We start from the raw sequence: 23,256 nt of genomic DNA on the forward strand, positions 1-23,256 counted from the left end.
GAACATTGTTAGAATTAACAAACCATGGCGATACAGTTTGCAAGAATAGAAATAGTAAGTAGGAGTGAAGGTAAAAATGCTTGTTTGAAAGCTGCCTATAATGCCAGGCTGATTATTAAAGATGAGAGAACTAACATCACTTATAATTTTAGCAAAAAAGGCGATAATGTTTATCATGCTGTTTTATTGCCAGATCATGTAGATAAAAGATTCAAAGACTCAAGGATCTTGATGAATGAGGTAGAGCGTATAGAGAAAAGAAAAAACAGTCAATTATTAAAAGATATAGTTATAGCACTGCCTGATGATAAGGAATTAGATTTAGATGATAGAATAGCCATTACTCATGAAATCATCAAAGAGATGGGATGGGTAAAGAATGGGCTTGGAGTTCAGGTTGATATTCATAAACCACATGATGGAGAAAAGAATTGGCATGCCCATGTGCTTGTGACTACCAGAAGATTTACAGAAAACGGTAAAGCTTTAGGAGCTAAGGCAGTAGATTTAAATCCTAAATTTGCCAAAGTTAAGGGCAAAGCATTCATTATCCCTGAAGATAAAATTATTCATGAAAGAGCTAAAGAAGTAATCAATAAATATTTTGCCAAGTTAGGTTTAGAAATCAGAGTAGACCCAATAAGTTTTATGCCACAGCAGCATGTCGGTCCTACTAGAATGCGAAGTATTATCAATGAAATAGCAGAGCAAAATAAAATATGCAGGCTAGCCCATCTTGAAATTATCAAAGGAGCGGATGGGGTACTTGATCGTATTATTCGTCATCAAGCTATTTTTACTAAATTGGATATAGAAAAAGCAGTAAAAGAGATTAAAGAAGAAGCAGAAAAGCAAAAACTAATAAGGGAGGTATTAAATTCAGATAGGCTGGTAAAACTATATAATGAAGATGGCACTGATACTAAATACTATACTACTCAAGACATAAGGGATGAAGAATTAAGGATACTAAGAATAGCAGATAAGATCAATAGTCAGATTCATTTTAATAACGTTATTAAGCTTAAGAGTGATATCGATAATCTTACAAGTGTTAATGAAGCACAAAGAGAAAGTCTGCAGTATATTTTAATTAATAATCAAGGGATTAGGATCTTGCAAGGTAGAGCCGGCACCGGTAAGTCACAAGTACTTGCGAAGGCTTATAAAATTGCCACCAATCATGGGCAAAATATTATAGGACTCGCTCCTACTCATAAAGCAGCATCAGAGCTTAAAAGTAAAGGCTACCGGCAATGTCATACAGTAAAAGGGTTTTTATTTAAATTATATAATGGTAAAGCTAATCTACCAAGAAATACTACGCTAGTAGTAGATGAAGCAGGAATGGTAGGTAATAGTGATTATTTAGAATTATTAAAAGTAGCAAGGAGTAATAATTGTAATTTGATACTGGCTGGAGATGAGAGACAACTCACTTCCGTTGAGCGAGGAGGAATGTTTGCAGTATTGGCTAGTAAATTTGGCTCATATGAGTTAAGTAGCATTAGAAGACAAAATAAAGTATGGGCAAGAGAAATGGCTTCATGCTTTGCAAAATCAGATATTGCCGGTGGTCTGCGGTTACTAGAACAGCATAAATGTTTAAAGATTGATCATACGCTAGAAGAATCAATGGCAAGATTAATTAATGATTGGAGTAACAGCAAATTTGCTCTAAATGAGCGTTTAATAATTACCATGCGTAATGTTGAAGTAGATAGTATTAATCAAGGGATCAGGGAGTTATTAAAAGCTAAAGGCTTGCTTACCGGTAAAGAATATAGACACTATCTATCATCTGAAAAGCACGAAGATTATATGGCAGGAGATCGTATTTTGTTTAAAAGTACTAATAAAGATTTACAAATAGAAAATGGTGAATTTGCAACGATAACTTCAGTAAGTAACGATAGATTGATAGCTAAAACAGATAGCGGAAAAGAAATAGAATTTAATCCTCAAGATGTAAGCTTTAAACATGGCTATGCTTCTACAGTGTATAAAGCACAAGGAGCATCAATTAAAGATGTCTATGTATTACATAATCTAGCAGGAAATAGCAGAAATTCTTATGTAGCCATGACTAGACATATAGAAGAGGTAAAACTTTACTATAATAGGAAGGCTACCAGGAATATGGCCAGTTTAATATCGCAACTTAGCAAAATAGATAATAGGCTATCTAGCATTAATTTTAAAACTTTAGAAGAGTTGCTAGCAGTTCAGGAAAGCAAGAGTCCTAATATTATAGATAAAGTAGGTAATTGGTTTAAAGGGGTAGTAGAAGATATTAAGGATAGATTACACAGTAATGATAACTATTACCACTTAAGAGTGAAGTTAGAGCCACCTGCTAAAGTAGCAGAAATCCTAAGAAGCACTAGCACAAATCTTGCCACAAGCCATAAAGCCCAAGAAGAGCGAAAAAGCTCTTCTTATAACCTCAAGAATTTGTAATAAACAAGATACAACAATAAGTGTTAAATTACAAGAGGATATTATGGCAAAGAATAAAATAGATTATAATGCTATTAATAAACAAGAAGCATTGGAATTGAAGCAAAGATTATCATTTAAAGCGGAAGAAATAGGTAGAAATTTGCTAGGTAGTCCAAATAAGCATTTATCAAATAGTCAAGTGTTACGCTGGGAGAAAGATGGCAAAATAGTGATGAGGATAGGTGGCAGTAAAGCTGGCAGATGGTATGATTTTAGTAAAGGAGAGGGAGGAGATTTATTTACCTTAGTACAAAGAGAAAAAAATTGTGATTTTGTAGAAGCTAAGAAATATTTACAAGATATGGTTGGTATATCAAACAATAGCAAGTTATTAGAAGATAAGATAAAAGAGCAATTTGACCAAAAAGTTAAGAATCAAGATCAACAAGCGAAATATGCTGAAATATCTAAGATAAAGAGAGCTGAAGAATTATATGAAAAATCAGATTCTATAATCTATATGACGCCAAATAATATAGCAAAAAAATATTTATTAGAACATCGTGGAATTAAAAAAATATTAACAGGATATCAATAATGATCTTAGAACCAATATGATGTGGGACAGTAATAGCAAACAATATTATCCTGCATTAATTGCTTTTGCTAGAAATAAAGATGGTAATATTACCGGTGGACAATCAATTTATTTAAACAAAGAAACAAATAATAAAGCTGATATTGAGGTTAATAAACGTTCTTTTGGCAGAATCAGAGGTTCTTTTGTTGAGATTAGTAAAAATAATGAACAGCAGAACATACCAAACAGTAAAGATGGCAACAATTCAGCAAGTAATGTAACGATTATAGCAGAGGGGCTCGAGACAACTTTAAGCATTGCAGAAGCTGGTATTAAGGGCAAAATGCTTTGTAGTTTAGGTGTAAGTAACATCAGGAACTATGAGCCTATCAAAGGTGAGAGAATAATAATTGCTGCTGATAATGATGGCAAAGATGCAGTATCAGTTAATACTGTAATTAAGGCTCAGGAAGAATTAATTAGGCAAGGAGCGACGGTAGCAATAATACGACCACCAGAAAAAGGCGATTTTAATGATATGTTAAAATCCCAAGGAGCAGAATCTATAGACAAGCTTATAGAGCCTGAAATAATAAAATTAACAGCAGCTAGTAAGGCAACAGAACTTAAATCATCCTTAAAAGCAAATGATAATAGCAAATCACAAATTAAGTCTATAGAATTACTATTTTCAAAATTTGCAAATAACGATAATAACGGACTAAATAATTTGCAACAACAGCAAATAACAGCTCTAGCCAAGTTTGGCACAGCAGAAAATATCGATACTGCTTTACAAATCTACAGAGAAAAAGGTATAGATTCTTGTACTGCTTATAGTAACAAGATTTGCATAGCAGCAATAGAGCAGAAGATACAGAAAGATTTACAAATTATGCAGAATAAATTTGATCCTAATTATAATCTTGGTGATAAAAAATTTTCTGATATAGTAGTACATGATTTTCAAGGCAAAAGCCATCTCGTCCCTGAAGATTACTTAAAATGCCATAGGAAGAGATAAACAAGTAATGCAATATATAAGTCCAAGCTCAGAAATAGCTAAAGAAATAAGAAGTGCAGTAAAGCAAGTATCTGAGATCAAGCTAAATCAAGGAATAAGAGTTTAGAGTGTAGTGTAATAATATTTTATCAAGTTAAAAAATATAAATATATGAGTGAACAAGGAAACCTGCTGGGTGATCCAGATAAAGGCACGAAGAAAGCTAAGCATGATAAGATATTTCGTAAGGCACTGGAGAATCCTCTAGTCGCCCATGAGTTCTTTAATGCACATTTGCCCCCAAATATTAAAAGTTTAATAGATTTTCCTAGTTTAGCAATGGAAAATACCACTTTTGTAGAAAGCTCTTTAAAAGATTCTATCTCTGATGTTTTATTCTCATGCAAATTTGATAAACAAGACGGATACTTATTTTTGCTTGTAGAACATCAATCAAAAGCAGATCATTTTATGGCTTTTAGGCTTTTTAAATATATGATTAATATTTGTGAGCGATATTTAATACAAAATCCTAAAGCTAAGACTTTACCATTAATATACCCGATGATATTTTACAATGGTCAGGAGAAATATAATGTTGCAAGGAATTTGTGGGATTTATTTGCCAATAACAAATTAGCAAGAGAATTATGGATTAGTGATTACCAGTTAGTGAATGTCCATGAAATACCAGATGAAGAGTTTAAACAAAGGATATGGTCGGGGATATTAGAATTTTTTCTCAAACATATACATGAGAGGGAATTATTAAAAAGATGGCAAGAAATATCAGATATATTACCGGAATTAACCAAAATAACGATAGGCTATGATTATCTAGAAATGATATTATATTATACTTTGACAAAGATAGAGCAAGCTGATAAAATAAAGCTAAAGAATTTATTATCAACAAAGTTGAATCCAGAAATAGGAACAAGGCTTATGAGAAGTTTAGCAGAGCATTGGCAACAAGAAGGAAAAGAAATAGGTATTCTTGAAGGCTTACAAGTTGGTGAAGCTAAAGGTATCCAAATTGGTGAAGCTAAAGGTATCCAAATTGGAAAAGCTGAAGGAAAAGCTGAAGGAAAAGCTGAAGGAAAAGCTGAAGGGGAATATAATAAAGCAGTAGAGGTAGCAAAGAAAATGTTAGCTCAAGGTTGCAATATTGCTTTAATTTCTAGTGTAACCGGTCTTGATGAAGCTTTTATTAGTTCTTTAGAGTAAACATATTTCTTGTAAAATTTACTCTGCTGTTTGAAAAATCATTTATAAAAAATTCTGAAATAACAAAAAAGTTTTTTATACACAGCTTACCTCTAAAACTCGTAATACTAAATTAGCGATTTAAAGGGGCATTATAATAGGATTTTTCTTTATAAGGTATCCCTTTCTATCAAACAATTGAAATCTTTTAAAAATGCCATTAAAATGGTTTCTATATTTTTGCATTGAAATCAAGTTGTAAGTTCATTTGTAATTTAGTAATCGGGAAATTACCCGCAAGTTTTACATAACAGGTAAGATCTGGTAGATTCATAATTTCAGATGGCATTACTAATAATTTTCTTTTCTCTAAGCTATGCATATTTACTCCATCACGCATGGAGTTAGCACCATAAGAGAGATTCTCTTGAGTTTCAATAATTTCTTGCTCACCAAGCATTAAAGCTGATTTATGTGCTGTTTGTTGATCACTTACCCGAAAAATAAATTTGCTACCAAATAGATCAAGCATTGAAGCTGCTCCTGCATGACCATATATTTCCTCTAATTGATGAATATTTTGCATACCTGCAACAACGCAGCCACCATATTTCCTGCTTTCAGCTAAAGCTATAGGGAGTGAAGATATCTTTTGTAAAGCTGGCAGCTCATCAATCACAAACCACATATTACTATGAGTATTATTGATGTTCCTATTCATTAATGCTTTTATTGCTATGCTAATCCATGCAGCAATAAGTGGTCGTAGCATTACTCTTTGGTTAGGAGTACTAGTATAAATAACCAACCTTTGTCCGCAGTAAACCACTTTCTAATACTAAAACTACCATCAGGCTTTAAATGTTGCAGAGCTTCAATATTTTTACTAACAGTTGCTTGAATACCGGACGAAGTCTCAGGTGCACCACTGCCAATGATACCGGACACTGCACTGTTTTTAAAGATCCTAACAAATTCTTTATTATTTGCATAAAGAATAGTATTTATTAGCTTTTTGATGTCTTTGCTATCCTGATATAATCTTAATCCTTCAGCTAATACTAGCTCAGCACTTTTAGCAAAAAAATCATCTAATTTTGGATTATAATTACTAAAACTACTGGCTATATCATTATAATCCCAAATTTCATGACAATCATTCCACGGTAGCCATGCTGAAGTATTCTCTTGCAAAGGATTAAGTATCTTATCACATTTTGGATCAAAAAATCGATCAGTAAAGCTACCTGTTAAATCAACAATAATTGCTCTACCACACTCTTTTCTAATCTGAGGTAACAGCTCATTTATCATATTGGTTTTACCGCTACCTGTAGTACCGGTAATAAGAATATGTCTTCTCTCACTATCTTTAACCAATGGCAATCCAGAAAAACAAATATTAGCAGCTTGCTTGTTTTTATAAAGCATTGTAGCTAAAGTTTTAGCTTCTACAAAATCTGCTCCCCTAATCTTATCTTGAATAACAGCTTTTTTACCTCGATACATAAAAAAGATGATAGCAGTAAACATGAAGACAGTAAAAGTAATAATACCTTCTTGCCAAGCTGAATGCAATAAGAATTGCCCAAATTGATTGATATTATGCGAATGTGGTGTAATATGCCAAAATTTATGAACAAATTCTTCAGCATTACGGTAAACCCAAGCTTTTTGCTCTAAATAATAGAATTGAATACCTATTTGATCTATAGGATAAAAATACTGTCCTATGACAAGTTTTAATTGTACGTATCGCTCTATGATAAAATAATATAGGCTTATTAAAGATAATTTCTGAAATACTTGCCATATCAGCCAAGATACAGTAAATACCAATCCAGCTGTTAAAGCATTAATACTGCCTTGCCCAAGCATTCTCATCTGATGAGCAAAAATTTGTGAACCACGAGTAAAATTATTTTGATTTTGTTGCATCCAATTATAAATTATCTTGCATTATCTTTAATTTTTCTTCAAACTCATCAGCCATAAGATCATTACCTAGTTGTCTTAAAGCTTTAATTATTGCTTCATATTCTTCTATCAGATTAGGTTTGTATTTAAGAGCTAAACTAAAGTTTTCTTTAGCTGCTTTTTGTTTTCCCATGCTAATCAATGTAATGCCTTTTTCTAAGTAACTTTCAGCATAATCAGATTTATACTTAATAGCTAAGTCGTAGCTCTTAATTGCTTCTTCATATTTACCTAATTTTCTAAGAGCTATACCTTTTTCTAAATACGTTGCAATATAATTAGGATCATATTTGATTGCTAAATCACAATTTGCTATTGCTTCATGATGTTTTTTTGATATGTTAAACAGATTGCCTTATTATAGTATGCTTCTACACAATTGGGCTGATATTTAATGGCTATATTACAGGTTTCAATTGCTTCTTGATATTTTCCTAAGTTTATTAAAGCTGCACCTTTGTTGTTATAAGCATCTGCATAATCTGATTTATACTTAATAGCTAAATCATAGTTTTCTATCGCTTCTTGATGTTGCCATAAAGACATTAAAGATATTCCCTTATTATAATAAGCTTCTGGGTATTTTGGATAATATTTTAGAGCAAGGTTATACTGTTCTATTGCTTCTGGATATTTTCTTAAGTTATTTAATACGCTACCCTTATTATTATAAGCTACTGCAAAATATGGATTATACTTCAGAGCCAGGTCAAAATTTTCTATTGCTTCTTGGTATCTACCTAACTTATTTAAAGAATTGCCTTTATTATTATAGGCTTCTGCAAAATCATACTCATATTTAATAGCTAAATTATAATTTTTTATTGCTTCTTCATATTTACCTAAATTAGCTAAAACCATTCCTTTATAGTTATAAGCATCGGTATAATTAGGTTTATATTTAATTGCTAGATTTAAATTTTTTATTGCTTCTTCATATTTACCTAATTTATAAAGAGATCTACCAATATTAAAATATTCTTCTGCTAAAATGTTTAGATCTTGAATCTTGCTTTGTGGATCTATTGGTTGTGGTTTTTCATTAACAATACTAGTGGCTAAAGCATTATTAAAAAACATTAATGATAAGATAGATATGAGTGCTAATTTTTTTATATTTTGCATAAACTTATCCTTAATTATTTTTATTTTTGTAATCTAGTAATTTTCTATTTCTTTTCTTTATCGCCTTATCGCTAATGCCAATATTATCTGCTATTTGCTGGCCAGTTCTGACAATCGTTGATTCAGGAGTTTTATTAAATTCATCTTCAATTTGTTCCCTCTTATTTTTTACTTTATCAGATAACTGCTCAAGAATCTTTACTTTTTCTATTTCATTATTATCTGCACTCTGGATCAGCATTTGTTCTACATTTTTATCATAAATATCATTTTTTCTATCATCAATACTACTAATAGCAGCTTGATCATTTAATCGTTGTTTATTTTCATCAAAACTTGATCGCAAGCTTTCTTTAGGTGGAATATTGACTCTACTTACAGAGCTTAAGTTTTGAGGTATAGTATTATTAATTTTAGCTATGTTTAAAGCTATTTGTTCAGCCTCTTTTTGATGAATACTGGCCCACGCCGCTGCTTGCTCTTTACTGTTCACTCCAGGGATATCTTGTTCAACTATTGCCTTTAATACTGGTTCATTTAAATTACGATCAATAGCAGCAGAGTTTTGAGACACGTAATTCATATTATAGCTTAATTGCTCGATATTTTGTTTAGTTCTAGCTATTTCTTGCCCTACAGATTGTTGTTCAGAAAAATTACTATTTAGATTATTACTAAGCGATTACACGTTACTATTTGCATTACTTAATCTGCCATCCTTAGTAGCACTCTTAATCTTAGATAATGCTTCATTATATGATTGCTGTTGATTTACTGATTTTCCTCGTTCTTTTCCTTGATCATTAGTTGATATAACTTTTGTTCCTCCCAGACTAGGAATATTTAAACCTATATCGGCACTAGTACCTGTGCCTTTTCTATTACTACTACCTGTATGATCAGTAGCAGATGTGCTGTCTGAATTCATCTGCTGCAAGGCCAGATACTGGCTATCAGTAATACCTATGGACTTTGCCTCTTCATAGCTTAATCTCTTGCCTATTTCAGTTGCTATAGAATTGCCTGTAGTAGTTAAATCACTATATTTGTTATTTAATGAGTCAAGATAACTTTGTGAACTCATAAACTGACTTTGATAACTATCCTGCAATAATTTAGAAGAGCGGTAGTTATTTACTAAGGAGTCTACTGCTTGAGTCAGTATTTGTCTACCACTATCAGTACTGGTCACTCTCATTCCCCCATCATCAATAATTCCTCCTGCTAATTGCAAAGTTGGGGTAAGATTTTGCTGGGCAATTGTTTTATTACCGATGTTGTAATTATCTATAGAAAGATTATTATCAGCAATATTAGCCCCAATGCTACTCGCAACCGGTACTGGAGAGAATTGATTAGCCAAAGTAGTAGTTGCATGAGCACAAGCCTTTAATACTGCCCAGGATAGCATCGGAACTGAAGCTGCTAGCATCTGAAACGTTGCAAATTCATGCAACAGAATTTCTGAAAAACTCCCCTGCGATAAGATATTTAAACCAGTAAGGTGACTCACGCCTTTACCGGCTAGGCTAATCATTCCTAAACAATGAATCACGGTAAAAAATACTGGCCAGCTAGTTACCCAGATAATTAATGTGATCCAGGTCTTAAAGATAGTATAACCGCCAGGCAGCATCGACATTGGAAATACTACGAAAATGAGACAAATCACCAAGGCAAAAAATACTGACTGTAAGATGGGCATGATATTTGCTGCCATTTCTCCTGCAGCCAGGTAAGAAAATGATTGCTGAAATAACCCGCGGGTCACATTCATACTAACTAACTGAGGATATATTCTAGCAAGTGAGAATTTTTCTCGCAAGTCATCATAAGCTTCACGATTAGCATTAAGTAACATTGCTTGCCTCATCCACTGATGAATATCTGTTTGTTCTTTTTTAAGATATTTTAAAGTATCAGAAGTCATCACTTTTAGCCTTGTTGCTAACATCTCCTGCTTACCCGAGCTAATCCCTATGATATTTGCAAATTGAGTCAACAAGCCATCATTTAATTCTTTATTAATAGCTGCCTTAATTAAAGGAGTTACCTGCCTGCAGGTTTTAAAAGAAATAGCAGAATTACTTGGATCTTTATAATATATACCAAAATTATTGGGTATATTTTGCTGAATAAAAGCAATGATGTCACTAGCTCTTTGTGCTTCGGCTTTTTTACCTAAAATATTGCCGATGATGTAAGGTTTCATAAAACATTGTCTTAAGAATTCTTTTGTGTTGGTTAAAGTTACTGGATCCTCTATTTGAATATCCTTGATTTTACCAATAGCTTTTGCCCCAAACATAATCCCATTCTTCCTGCTTGATAACCCTTCATCAGGTGGTAGTAAATGTTTTTCTAGCATTTCTGATAAGGAATAACTTATTTTTGATGATATAGAGGCAAAAAAAGCAACACCTATTGGAATATTATCAATTTTCACAGGAGCATGCATTGATATTTCATCTTTAAGCCACACATTTGCTTTTGGAGCAAATAAAAAGACAAAAATAAAAAAAGATGGAAAAAACCACTCCATGGCAAAAATACCGATATTGCCTCTAAAAATAGCTCTTGTTGCTGCCCAAATTCCACCAATTGTCAAAGCAAATTTACCTATTGGTGTAAAATACTCACTATTTGAGGCAAAGACTCTTCCTATACCATTAAAAATTTGCCATAATATATCTCCTCCACCAAATGTATGTATTACGTAATCTGCCATATTCTTTTTAATTTTTATCTGCTTTGCTTATTTTTGTACTGCTTATCTGCTTGCTCATTTAATTTTAATTTATAATTAATTTTTAAGCCCTCTCTTTAGCAATTAAATGTTGTTCTATTAATCTTGCTCTTCTATCAATCTGATCACTACTTGTTAGCATATTACTCCATTTCTCTTGAGCAAAAAGTTGCACTCAATCTAAAGCTTTTAAGTAAGCAGTTAAATGATGATCTGCTACTTGCTTGGATTTTAGCATAGTTACTGCTTTTCTGACCTCAGAGACTACCTCCTTTAAATGCTGCAATAAACTGTAGCTGGCAACTAACTCTGAAGAGCTATCTAAAATAGTTACTCCTGATATTGCTTCTAAAGTAATATAGTCATAAATTGGCAATGCTTCCCCTATTGAGGATAGGAAAGTAATATCGGCATTACTAAACTCATTGTTGCTTGCCAGTTTACTCTTTAATTCATCTAGTTTTGTTTTAGCCTTGCCTTGATATGATTGATCTGGAGCAATACTAATATTGCGTCTTAGGGCTGGGTTTAAACAATTACTGTTGTTACAAGTATAAATTGAAGCAGACTCTCCGCCTTTTAAATGAGCAATCCAGCTCTTTTCATCTTGAGCAAGTGATGCAAAGAAATAAACATTATTATCTCGAACTATAATAGTTCCTGTCATTGACATAATGGCATTTCTCATATTTTCAGGAATCCCTGCTTTTTCTGCTGCCTTGATAAAAATATTATAATTATCTAGCATTAGCTCTGGATCTTTATTTTGGATATTCGCTAAAGCTTGTTTCTGCTCTAAATCATTACGGCACCTTTTACCAGCAGCAAAATAATCAAAGCCAGAGCTGGATTGTAAATCCCTACATACTGATTCTCTCATAGCTGAATCTTTAGGCAAAATGGAAGCAAAAAGAGCCTTAGTCATTTCACAATCTCCCTTAGCAAATTGATTCATTTCCATAGCAAGATTTCTTAAATCTTTTAAGGCATTTTCAATTTGTGGAGCAAAGGTCTTAAGGCCCAATGAAAATGCATAAGCTTTTGCTTGCGTACCAATATTTTTCATTAGCTGTACTAACTCATCTCCTGAAATAATAGAAAAGCTACCAAGATAAGAATCAATACCACTACAGCTCATGTTTAATGAGGGAGGAGTTATAGAAATGGGATTAAAAGATGTTTTACTTGTCCGCATTGATAGTCCTCCTGCCGCATAATAGCCGGCAGCTTGAGATTGATATGCACCAGGTTTAGTTACATTAACGCTCATCCCTTCAAATACATCCTGTAAATCCCAAGCATAAGTTGTTGCTTGTAACAATAAAACTATAATGAGAATATACATCACATGCTTTATGTAGATCACTCTTCTAAACTTATTGTTACTGATCATAATCATTAACCTTTAGCCCGGATATTGCATGAAGTGAGATTTAAAGTAAGAAATTGAGTAATTTATAATATTAGCAATGATACTTTTGTAAAAATTTTGCCAAAAAGTGCTTTGAAGCCGTTATTTTCAAATTTTAGATGTAATGCCCCTTACCCCATTTTTTCTAAGCACCGGGAACAGTGCTAATCTAGGTTATTCTAATGCTAATTTCTTCATCACATGATTCCATAGCTGTCGGTAAGGATATGATGAAGATAACAAAAACTTAATACGCCTAGTATTACGGATAATTACTACCCCAATTTTTAATAATTTTAAACGTATTGTACCTATTTGTGCTTTTGCTAATGCACTACCTTGTAATAAATTACCTCTGATATATTCTACTAAAGTGTATGCAAGACCCGATAAAATCATTCTGAGCTGATTAGCCCACCATCTATGACAAGAAGTACGATCTGCAAATAATTCTAGTTGTTGCTCTTTTATACGGTTTTCCATATCACCACGACCACAGTAAACTTTGTCGTATAAATCTTCAGGTTTATCTGATAAATTAGTTACTATATACCTTGGATTTTCTCCAAGCATTGTCATTTCTGCCTTACCAATTATTCTACGTTCATGACTCCAACTACCAGCCTTATATGGAAACTCACTAAAAAGACGTTGCTTTTCTTGGGTTATAATAAATGCTGCTTTTGACTTCTCCATTGTAGGTTTCAGTAACTCATTTAGTCTGTTATTTTGGGGCATTCCTACAATATATTTTATATTATGAATATCACACCAATCAAACATCTGATGACGACAAAATCCACTATCACCACGAAAAATAATCTTTACCTCTGGCCAAGCTTGGCGAAAACGTTTTACTAACAATGATAATATTGCCCAAGAATGTTTTGCTTGATCCTGCTTTGACGTCCTAAGATAACTAACTAACAGATGCTTTCCACAAAAAACATACAAAGGTAAAAAGCAATTATGACCGTAATAACCATGATAAAACTTACCTTCCTGTTGCCCATGAATTTCATCATCCGTAGCATCAAAATCAAGTATTAGCTGCTTTGGTACTATTTTATGAGACTTAATAAATTTATCAAGCATTAGTTCATGCACTTTAATTGCAAAGTGTCTATCAGCATTGTTTTCTATACGACATAAGGTAGAACTACTTGCCATATCATCAATTGTTTCCATAGCTGTTTGCATAGCAGGACATTTTCGTAGATAATTGTGGTCATTTAAATCTTCATAACCTAATGCAATACCATAAATTCGTTGCCTCAGCATTGTTGCCATATTATGGGTAATTTTACTACCATCTCGTCTATCAGGAAATATTTTAGCAAGCTCCTCTGTTATACCAAGCCTTTTATCTGCTTCTCTTAATAACAACACACCTCCATCGCTACTAATATCACCTCCAGTGAAATTTATCTCTATTGTCCGATTTTTTACTTTGGAAAACTGGTAACTATATGCTATACAATTTGTCATGACAAAATCCTTTGTATTATTCTAATGAAATACCAGTATTATACAGCTTTACGAGGATTTTGTCTCCTATATCTCATGCAATATCCGGGCTAGGTTATTCTAATGCTAATTTCTTCATCACATGATTCCATAGCTGTCGGTAAGGATATGATGAAGATAACAAAAACTTAATACGCCTAGTATTACGGATAATTACTACCCCAATTTTTAATAATTTTAAACGTATTGTACCTATTTGTGCTTTTGCTAATGCACTACCTTGTAATAAATTACCTCTGATATATTCTACTAAAGTGTATGCAAGACCCGATAAAATCATTCTGAGCTGATTAGCCCACCATCTATGACAAGAAGTACGATCTGCAAATAATTCTAGTTGTTGCTCTTTTATACGGTTTTCCATATCACCACGACCACAGTAAACTTTGTCGTATAAATCTTCAGGTTTATCTGATAAATTAGTTACTATATACCTTGGATTTTCTCCAAGCATTGTCATTTCTGCCTTACCAATTATTCTACGTTCATGACTCCAACTACCAGCCTTATATGGAAACTCACTAAAAAGACGTTGCTTTTCTTGGGTTATAATAAATGCTGCTTTTGACTTCTCCATTGTAGGTTTCAGTAACTCATTTAGTCTGTTATTTTGGGGCATTCCTACAATATATTTTATATTATGAATATCACACCAATCAAACATCTGATGACGACAAAATCCACTATCACCACGAAAAATAATCTTTACCTCTGGCCAAGCTTGGCGAAAACGTTTTACTAACAATGATAATATTGCCCAAGAATGTTTTGCTTGATCCTGCTTTGACGTCCTAAGATAACTAACTAACAGATGCTTTCCACAAAAAACATACAAAGGTAAAAAGCAATTATGACCGTAATAACCATGATAAAACTTACCTTCCTGTTGCCCATGAATTTCATCATCCGTAGCATCAAAATCAAGTATTAGCTGCTTTGGTACTATTTTATGAGACTTAATAAATTTATCAAGCATTAGTTCATGCACTTTAATTGCAAAGTGTCTATCAGCATTGTTTTCTATACGACATAAGGTAGAACTACTTGCCATATCATCAATTGTTTCCATAGCTGTTTGCATAGCAGGACATTTTCGTAGATAATTGTGGTCATTTAAATCTTCATAACCTAATGCAATACCATAAATTCGTTGCCTCAGCATTGTTGCCATATTATGGGTAATTTTACTACCATCTCGTCTATCAGGAAATATTTTAGCAAGCTCCTCTGTTATACCAAGCCTTTTATCTGCTTCTCTTAATAACAACACACCTCCATCGCTACTAATATCACCTCCAGTGAAATTTATCTCTATTGTCCGATTTTTTACTTTGGAAAACTGGTAACTATATGCTATACAATTTGTCATGACAAAATCCTTTGTATTATTCTAATGAAATACCAGTATTATACAGCTTTACGAGGATTTTGTCTCCTATATCTCATGCAATATCCGGGCTAGGTTATTCTAATGCTAATTTCTTCATCACATGATTCCATAGCTGTCGGTAAGGATATGATGAAGATAACAAAAACTTAATACGCCTAGTATTACGGATAATTACTACCCCAATTTTTAATAATTTTAAACGTATTGTACCTATTTGTGCTTTTGCTAATGCACTACCTTGTAATAAATTACCTCTGATATATTCTACTAAAGTGTATGCAAGACCCGATAAAATCATTCTGAGCTGATTAGCCCACCATCTATGACAAGAAGTACGATCTGCAAATAATTCTAGTTGTTGCTCTTTTATACGGTTTTCCATATCACCACGACCACAGTAAACTTTGTCGTATAAATCTTCAGGTTTATCTGATAAATTAGTTACTATATACCTTGGATTTTCTCCAAGCATTGTCATTTCTGCCTTACCAATTATTCTACGTTCATGACTCCAACTACCAGCCTTATATGGAAACTCACTAAAAAGACGTTGCTTTTCTTGGGTTATAATAAATGCTGCTTTTGACTTCTCCATTGTAGGTTTCAGTAACTCATTTAGTCTGTTATTTTGGGGCATTCCTACAATATATTTTATATTATGAATATCACACCAATCAAACATCTGATGACGACAAAATCCACTATCACCACGAAAAATAATCTTTACCTCTGGCCAAGCTTGGCGAAAACGTTTTACTAACAATGATAATATTGCCCAAGAATGTTTTGCTTGATCCTGCTTTGACGTCCTAAGATAACTAACTAACAGATGCTTTCCACAAAAAACATACAAAGGTAAAAAGCAATTATGACCGTAATAACCATGATAAAACTTACCTTCCTGTTGCCCATGAATTTCATCATCCGTAGCATCAAAATCAAGTATTAGCTGCTTTGGTACTATTTTATGAGACTTAATAAATTTATCAAGCATTAGTTCATGCACTTTAATTGCAAAGTGTCTATCAGCATTGTTTTCTATACGACATAAGGTAGAACTACTTGCCATATCATCAATTGTTTCCATAGCTGTTTGCATAGCAGGACATTTTCGTAGATAATTGTGGTCATTTAAATCTTCATAACCTAATGCAATACCATAAATTCGTTGCCTCAGCATTGTTGCCATATTATGGGTAATTTTACTACCATCTCGTCTATCAGGAAATATTTTAGCAAGCTCCTCTGTTATACCAAGCCTTTTATCTGCTTCTCTTAATAACAACACACCTCCATCGCTACTAATATCACCTCCAGTGAAATTTATCTCTATTGTCCGATTTTTTACTTTGGAAAACTGGTAACTATATGCTATACAATTTGTCATGACAAAATCCTTTGTATTATTCTAATGAAATACCAGTATTATACAGCTTTACGAGGATTTTGTCTCCTATATCTCATGCAATATCCGGGTTAGTCCATTATGGTGCTGAACTACCAATAAAATATTTTCAGCAATTTTATCTTCACTAATAATTCCTCTTGCAACTGGATATATTTGCATGCCATCACTTGCTATTAAATACAACACTGGTACAATATTTTCAGGATTTAATTTTTTTAGTAATCCTGTATCTTTAACCGTTGTAACATCCTGAAACTTCTCTTCATTTCCACCAACAAAAATTAACTGAAAACCATATTTATTGGCAAATTCTAGTACAATGGGGGCAAATGCATGACAATACTCACATCCTTGCTTTGCTTGCAGAATTAATCCCCAATCTTTAGCTAACAATCTTAGTTTTTGGCTGTTTTCTTCTTCTTGCCTTACTTCATATAATTTTTTATGTAAGGAATTTACTGGTTCATCCATGTTTACTAGCTTGTAATCTAATATCGTTGCTAGTTGCCACATGGTAGCAAATTTATGTGATTTTTCTAAGATTTGTTTATGTAACCTTTGAGCAATAATGACATTGATAAGTGTTGGATTATCAAGGGCTCTGCGTTGAGCCTTAGAAAATTCCTGCTTTAATTTATTTATTCTTTGATCATAAGGTGTTTCAGTAAAATCCTGTTTTGTAACTACTGAATCTAGCTTTATTACTTCTCTTGTTTGAAACAAATCTTCATTATACCAAAGGAAACCTGTTGGTTGAGTGCTATCTTTTAGTTCATTGTTGCTGGCTAAATCTAATCCTGTCATTTTATTTACACTATTAGCATTTAAGTCTATAGTACCAGCAAATGCATGATTTGACCAATCATTGATTAATAACCATAAATTAATTACTAGTAATGTAATAGCTAGTGATGATTTAGTTATTGTGTTTACTAGCCACTTCATTATTTTAATAGGATAAATTTGAATCAGTACAATTATTAGATATTTGTTGTTGCATTATAGGCATCTGGTTTTTTAGTTGCTGCGGAAAATTCTTATGCATTTTACTTTTAGCATGATCAAGTAAATCACTAAATAACTCCTCTAAATCCACTTTAGAAAAATCTATTCTTTGCAGCTCTTCTACTGTAAACCCCCTGCAATTAGCATGTTGTGCCGTGCCAAAACTAATAGATAATTGTTTTTTGCCTTGTTCCTGAAATACTCTTGCAAGCTTTGAATTAAAACAGCAATAAGTAGATTTCTTGGTAATACATGTCTTAAATATTTTATCTTTCTTAGCACAATATGTACCAACATAGTAGCACTGACCTTTTGCCCTTTTTAAGGCTAAGGCTTTTTCTTCTGCATTGCACCTGCTAAGCCCTAGATCCTTACCCCAACCTTTGAACCCGGAACAACAATTAAGAAAATTACCAATATTTGTTTTACGACAACTATTGCTTGTACCTTTAAAAACCATAATCGGATTTGTCTGCATATCCTTTTTCATTTCATTTAGCATGGCAAGATACCCAACATTTCCCATATCAGTATTTGGCACAATAGTTGCAGTATGACAATCCCCTCCTAAACAAAACATTTGTGATCCTGCTATAGAAGAGCTAAGCTCTTTTTTCTGGGCTATACATATGTAATCTCGCCTCCACTGTAAACAGATACTCGCAGATTGTTTAACGCAATTACTGCTTGCAAGTTCACAATCTTGCTTCTTTAAATGATGACAGCCATCTTTTGGCTCACTACTACATTGATATTTAATTTGCTCGCTCCAACATGGACGATTAACCCGATATTGATCATAAAATATCTTCTCTCCTCTTTCTAAACATACCGTACCTAGCTCATGACATTCATTATGCTCTATTAATGATTCTAATTCTTCTGGATAAAGAAGCCAATATTCTCCTTTTTCCTTAAATTCTTTTTCCTTTTCTCTAAATCTATATTTAAAATTATATTTATCCCATTTTACTTCATGTCTTCTACATTCAGTTAAATTTCCGCTGCCCCTAGGATTAATGCCAATTTCTTCACTAATTTGTTCTAAATTTACTCCTAGCTTTTGGGCAATAATACTTCTTACTTCACTTTGAGTGTTAATATCACTACGCATATGCATACCATTGCGTTTCTTTTTCCAATGAACCGGATATAGCAAGTGGTAATGTAATCTACATATCTCCTCTCCAGATATATCAATAGTTCTATCTTGCCATGCTCCCCATTTATCTATTAATTCTGTTTCTAAATATAGCTTCCTAATTATGTCAACCGTAAAATCTACCCCTTTAATACAACTCTTAGCAATTTTTGTTTTGGTAATTGTTTCACTATTAGAAAAATTATCTCCTTCTGTATGTCTTAAAGGATCTGCCTCAATTTTAGCTGAATTAATAATCAAGGGGTTTTTAGGATTAATGTCATATTCTTGAGAAGCATCTATTTTTTTAAGCTCACTTTGTTGTAGTAATTGGCCTGCTGAACTATTATTTAACATTTGACCGCCTTGCTTTGTTAAATCTTGATCGCTCATATTACTTAAATTTGAAATATCTGCATCTTTATCAAATATTACTTTATTGCCCATTTGATCAGGATTGCCAAGCCTGATACTATTTTCATATTGTTTAGCTCTATTATAACTATCTTGAATGTTAGCAATTGCATTAAAACTGAACAATACAATAATCATTGATAAAAACGTGAACCTCATGAATTTTCTTTGTTCATAATTTCTAAAGCATCATATAATGATATGTGACCAGTTAGTCTTTTTACTCCCTTGCCTTCACTATTCACTATTATTGCTGGTACAGAAGTAATTTGATATTCCTCAAATAGATTGGGATCAATATCAAAACTAATACCAATTTCATCGGCTTTTGCTTTAGTATCTAAAAAAGAATTATTTTTTAGACCCCGCATTACAAGTTTTGCTCCTGCTCGTTCTGCTTCAACATAATAACTCTTTAATGCTGAATCAGGCATTGAAAATGAGATAAAAATGTAAATTTGAGTTTTAGGCTGTATCAGCTTTAAACCTTCTTGTTGTGCCACAATACTCTTGCTACTTAGCAGTAATAAAATTATTAAACTTACTGTTTTTAACCTGAAACACATATTCCTAAACTTATAACATCAAAAGAGGCAGCATGATCTCTTTCTCCAGATTAAATAACCAAAATCCTCACCTTTAACCGGGAATTCGCGTGCACCCTGCCAGGTAGTTTCAGTCTCACCAATCTTTTTACAAGAATGCACCTCCGGTATAGGGTAAGTCATCTGCAGTCTATATTGGCTCTTCTTGATTATTGGCATTGGATATTTACCGCATAATCCTTCTCTTCCCATATAACCCCATAATAACAACTGCCTATGTAACTTAGCCATAAATTTTGCTACCAACAGCGTGGAAGTACCTACTCCGCCATTATAAGAGCTAGTTGTACCGGTAAAGGGATAAAGAGAACCTTGACAGCCACAGCACCAAAACATTGCATCGTTAGAAAGATTACCAGAACTAGAGCTAATGCAATCAGCTATGCAAGCCGATAGAGCTGCAATACTTCCAAATAATAAACTTTCAGGATTTAATATAGCAGCCTTGTTATCATCTCCCCATAATGGATCAAATTCAGTTAAATATGCTATATCTACTTGTGACATCTCTAAACAGGCAAAATCAAGTAATATCTCAAGCCAGTAAATAACCGGATAAATATACCAATGAACATGATAAAAGCTACTTCCCTCTATATCATCCTTAACACCTTTTTGCATGCTAGTCCCAAGATTAATGCCTCCAAGGCTTACCATACACATCGGAGATTTAGTCACATCAACCAATCTCACTGGCTCCCAAAATCCAATTGGAATTCCAGGAACCGGCATCGGAATCGAAGGCTTAGGGCAAAAACAAATAATTTGCCTTGGGTTATTAGTATCAGCCATAGAACTTGAGACAATTTTTACTCCTCCGATAGTAATTGGAAATAAACATTTCCAGCAAACATCAGTGATTGGATTTACAAATCTTCCTACGCAGCCAATTGATGCATAACTATAATTACCAAGCAAAATAATTATAATAAATATTATTAACTTCATTATTACTTGTATATTTCAGAAGTAACTAAAGCTGTATTTGCTTGATAAACTACCTTTGGTTGCTCTGCTATCATATTATTTTTCTCACCTGCGATTAGATATACTACTTCTCCACTAGATTTTACTATTGCTTGCACCCTACCTTGTAATACCTGATCTATTATCTTTTCTAAATTTTTCTTTGCGTCCGATAATTGCCACTTCTTCATAGATTACCTCCGGATTACGCCTCAATCTTTACTCAAATACTATAACATTTCAATTAATCTTGATTTCGCTAATTTTAAGTAATTTGCCTTCCTGCCGGGCAATAGCTGGCACTGCTTTTATTTTAAAACGAGTAGTAAGCACGCCACCTTGATCAAAAAACACCGGCTTATTTAACTTTTTTGCCATCTTAATAGGGTTTCCTTTAGTAAGTACTAATTTTCCTATTTGTGATTTAGACCACTTAATCTGCTTCTCGTCATCTCCATCAATAAACATTAATGGTTCTCCCCAGCTTATTTTCTCTAAAGGATTAACCTTAGTGCCAGCTTTTATTATTACAGCGTCACTAGAATCTTTAATATCAGTTTTTTGAATAAAACTTGGTTCTATAAACCAGCTTCGGTTTTTACTAGCTTTTGTTAAACCTCTTACTGGAGTTGGTCTAGAGATTTTCTGTTTTACTTTATTTTTAAATTCTTCCTGCATTTTCTCTAAAACGCCATTTTGTTTTGCTATTTTGAGCCTCGCCATAATGACCTCTAATAAAGACTCTTCAATAATTGGAAATACATGACCCCTGACTCCATAATCTCTAACCCGGATATTGCATGAGATATAGGAGACAAAATCCTCGTAAAGCTGTATAATACTGGTATTTCATTAGAATAATACAAAGGATTTTGTCATGACAAATTGTATAGCATATAGTTACCAGTTTTCCAAAGTAAAAAATCGGACAATAGAGATAAATTTCACTGGAGGTGATATTAGTAGCGATGGAGGTGTGTTGTTATTAAGAGAAGCAGATAAAAGGCTTGGTATAACAGAGGAGCTTGCTAAAATATTTCCTGATAGACGAGATGGTAGTAAAATTACCCATAATATGGCAACAATGCTGAGGCAACGAATTTATGGTATTGCATTAGGTTATGAAGATTTAAATGACCACAATTATCTACGAAAATGTCCTGCTATGCAAACAGCTATGGAAACAATTGATGATATGGCAAGTAGTTCTACCTTATGTCGTATAGAAAACAATGCTGATAGACACTTTGCAATTAAAGTGCATGAACTAATGCTTGATAAATTTATTAAGTCTCATAAAATAGTACCAAAGCAGCTAATACTTGATTTTGATGCTACGGATGATGAAATTCATGGGCAACAGGAAGGTAAGTTTTATCATGGTTATTACGGTCATAATTGCTTTTTACCTTTGTATGTTTTTTGTGGAAAGCATCTGTTAGTTAGTTATCTTAGGACGTCAAAGCAGGATCAAGCAAAACATTCTTGGGCAATATTATCATTGTTAGTAAAACGTTTTCGCCAAGCTTGGCCAGAGGTAAAGATTATTTTTCGTGGTGATAGTGGATTTTGTCGTCATCAGATGTTTGATTGGTGTGATATTCATAATATAAAATATATTGTAGGAATGCCCCAAAATAACAGACTAAATGAGTTACTGAAACCTACAATGGAGAAGTCAAAAGCAGCATTTATTATAACCCAAGAAAAGCAACGTCTTTTTAGTGAGTTTCCATATAAGGCTGGTAGTTGGAGTCATGAACGTAGAATAATTGGTAAGGCAGAAATGACAATGCTTGGAGAAAATCCAAGGTATATAGTAACTAATTTATCAGATAAACCTGAAGATTTATACGACAAAGTTTACTGTGGTCGTGGTGATATGGAAAACCGTATAAAAGAGCAACAACTAGAATTATTTGCAGATCGTACTTCTTGTCATAGATGGTGGGCTAATCAGCTCAGAATGATTTTATCGGGTCTTGCATACACTTTAGTAGAATATATCAGAGGTAATTTATTACAAGGTAGTGCATTAGCAAAAGCACAAATAGGTACAATACGTTTAAAATTATTAAAAATTGGGGTAGTAATTATCCGTAATACTAGGCGTATTAAGTTTTTGTTATCTTCATCATATCCTTACCGACAGGTATGGAATCATGTGATGAAGAAATTAGCATTAGAATAACCTAGATTAGCACTGTTCCCGGTGCTTAGAAAAAATGGGGTAAGGGGCATTACATCTAAAATTTGAAAATAACGGCTTCAAAGCACTTTTTGGCAAAATTTTTACAAAAGTATCATTGC

General features: G+C 33.1%; 11 protein-coding genes and 5 pseudogenes. 3 read left to right on the forward strand and 13 right to left on the reverse strand.

Translation table 11 applies throughout. The features are described 5' to 3' along the window. Window positions 1–24 precede the first annotated feature (24 nt). Window positions 25–4,152: pseudogene (locus AAGD48_RS08845) on the forward strand (AAA family ATPase). A gap of 44 nt (window positions 4,153–4,196) precedes the next feature. Further along, window positions 4,197–5,252, forward strand: a complete 1,056-nt coding sequence (locus AAGD48_RS08850; RefSeq protein ID WP_341789739.1) for an Rpn family recombination-promoting nuclease/putative transposase — start codon at window positions 4,197–4,199, stop codon at window positions 5,250–5,252. 211 nt (window positions 5,253–5,463) lie between these two features. Here the strand turns inward: AAGD48_RS08850 and AAGD48_RS08855 are convergent. The 13 genes and pseudogenes from AAGD48_RS08855 to traW all read right to left on the reverse strand — a co-directional run bounded on the left by AAGD48_RS08855 (window position 5,464) and on the right by traW (window position 21,786). Beyond that, window positions 5,464–7,169: pseudogene (locus AAGD48_RS08855) on the reverse strand (type IV secretion system DNA-binding domain-containing protein). 4 nt (window positions 7,170–7,173) lie between these two features. Then, window positions 7,174–8,333: pseudogene (locus AAGD48_RS08860) on the reverse strand (tetratricopeptide repeat protein). Window positions 8,334–8,343: 10 nt separating this feature from the next. Next, window positions 8,344–11,061: pseudogene (locus AAGD48_RS08865) on the reverse strand (conjugal transfer protein TraG N-terminal domain-containing protein). 82 nt (window positions 11,062–11,143) lie between these two features. After that, window positions 11,144–12,472: pseudogene (locus AAGD48_RS08870) on the reverse strand (conjugal transfer protein TraH). A 192-nt stretch (window positions 12,473–12,664) separates the two neighbouring features. Then, the gene (locus AAGD48_RS08875; RefSeq protein WP_341789740.1) at window positions 12,665–13,978 is read right to left on the reverse strand and encodes an IS1380 family transposase; all 1,314 of its coding nucleotides are present in this window, start codon (window positions 13,976–13,978) and stop codon (window positions 12,665–12,667) included. Window positions 13,979–14,072: 94 nt separating this feature from the next. Then, window positions 14,073–15,386, reverse strand: a complete 1,314-nt coding sequence (locus AAGD48_RS08880; protein ID WP_341789740.1) for an IS1380 family transposase — start codon at window positions 15,384–15,386, stop codon at window positions 14,073–14,075. A gap of 94 nt (window positions 15,387–15,480) precedes the next feature. Beyond that, entirely contained in the window at window positions 15,481–16,794 is a 1,314-nt protein-coding gene (locus AAGD48_RS08885; protein WP_341789740.1) for an IS1380 family transposase, read from the reverse strand. Window positions 16,795–16,860: 66 nt separating this feature from the next. Then, entirely contained in the window at window positions 16,861–17,763 is a 903-nt protein-coding gene (locus tag AAGD48_RS08890; RefSeq protein ID WP_341790777.1) for a conjugal transfer protein TraF, read from the reverse strand. Window position 17,764: 1 nt separating this feature from the next. Beyond that, on the reverse strand, window positions 17,765–19,534 hold the full coding sequence (locus AAGD48_RS08895) for a conjugal transfer protein TraN (RefSeq protein ID WP_410526014.1): 1,770 nt from the start codon (window positions 19,532–19,534) through the stop codon (window positions 17,765–17,767). Then, window positions 19,531–19,941 carry a type-F conjugative transfer system pilin assembly protein TrbC gene (gene trbC / locus AAGD48_RS08900; RefSeq protein WP_341789742.1) on the reverse strand — a complete coding sequence of 137 codons (411 nt, stop codon included), beginning with the start codon at window positions 19,939–19,941 and terminating at the stop codon, window positions 19,531–19,533. Before trbC ends, AAGD48_RS08895 begins: the two co-directional genes overlap by 4 nt. Window positions 19,942–19,959: 18 nt before the next feature. Continuing rightward, a complete protein-coding gene (gene traU, locus AAGD48_RS08905) occupies window positions 19,960–20,928 on the reverse strand; it encodes a conjugal transfer pilus assembly protein TraU (RefSeq protein WP_341789743.1) in 969 nt (322 codons plus the stop codon). Between the two features lie 2 nt (window positions 20,929–20,930). Beyond that, the gene (locus tag AAGD48_RS08910) at window positions 20,931–21,137 is read right to left on the reverse strand and encodes a type II toxin-antitoxin system prevent-host-death family antitoxin (RefSeq protein ID WP_341789744.1); all 207 of its coding nucleotides are present in this window, start codon (window positions 21,135–21,137) and stop codon (window positions 20,931–20,933) included. Window positions 21,138–21,186: 49 nt separating this feature from the next. Continuing rightward, on the reverse strand, window positions 21,187–21,786 hold the full coding sequence (traW, locus tag AAGD48_RS08915; protein ID WP_410526040.1) for a type-F conjugative transfer system protein TraW: 600 nt from the start codon (window positions 21,784–21,786) through the stop codon (window positions 21,187–21,189). A 37-nt stretch (window positions 21,787–21,823) separates the two neighbouring features. Between traW and AAGD48_RS08920 the strand changes: the two genes are divergently transcribed. Continuing rightward, a complete protein-coding gene (locus AAGD48_RS08920) occupies window positions 21,824–23,137 on the forward strand; it encodes an IS1380 family transposase (RefSeq protein WP_341789277.1) in 1,314 nt (437 codons plus the stop codon). The last annotated feature ends 119 nt before the right edge of the window (window positions 23,138–23,256 follow it).

The organism is Rickettsia endosymbiont of Polydrusus tereticollis, assembly GCF_964026385.1.
In the GTDB taxonomy this organism is placed as follows: domain Bacteria; phylum Pseudomonadota; class Alphaproteobacteria; order Rickettsiales; family Rickettsiaceae; genus Rickettsia.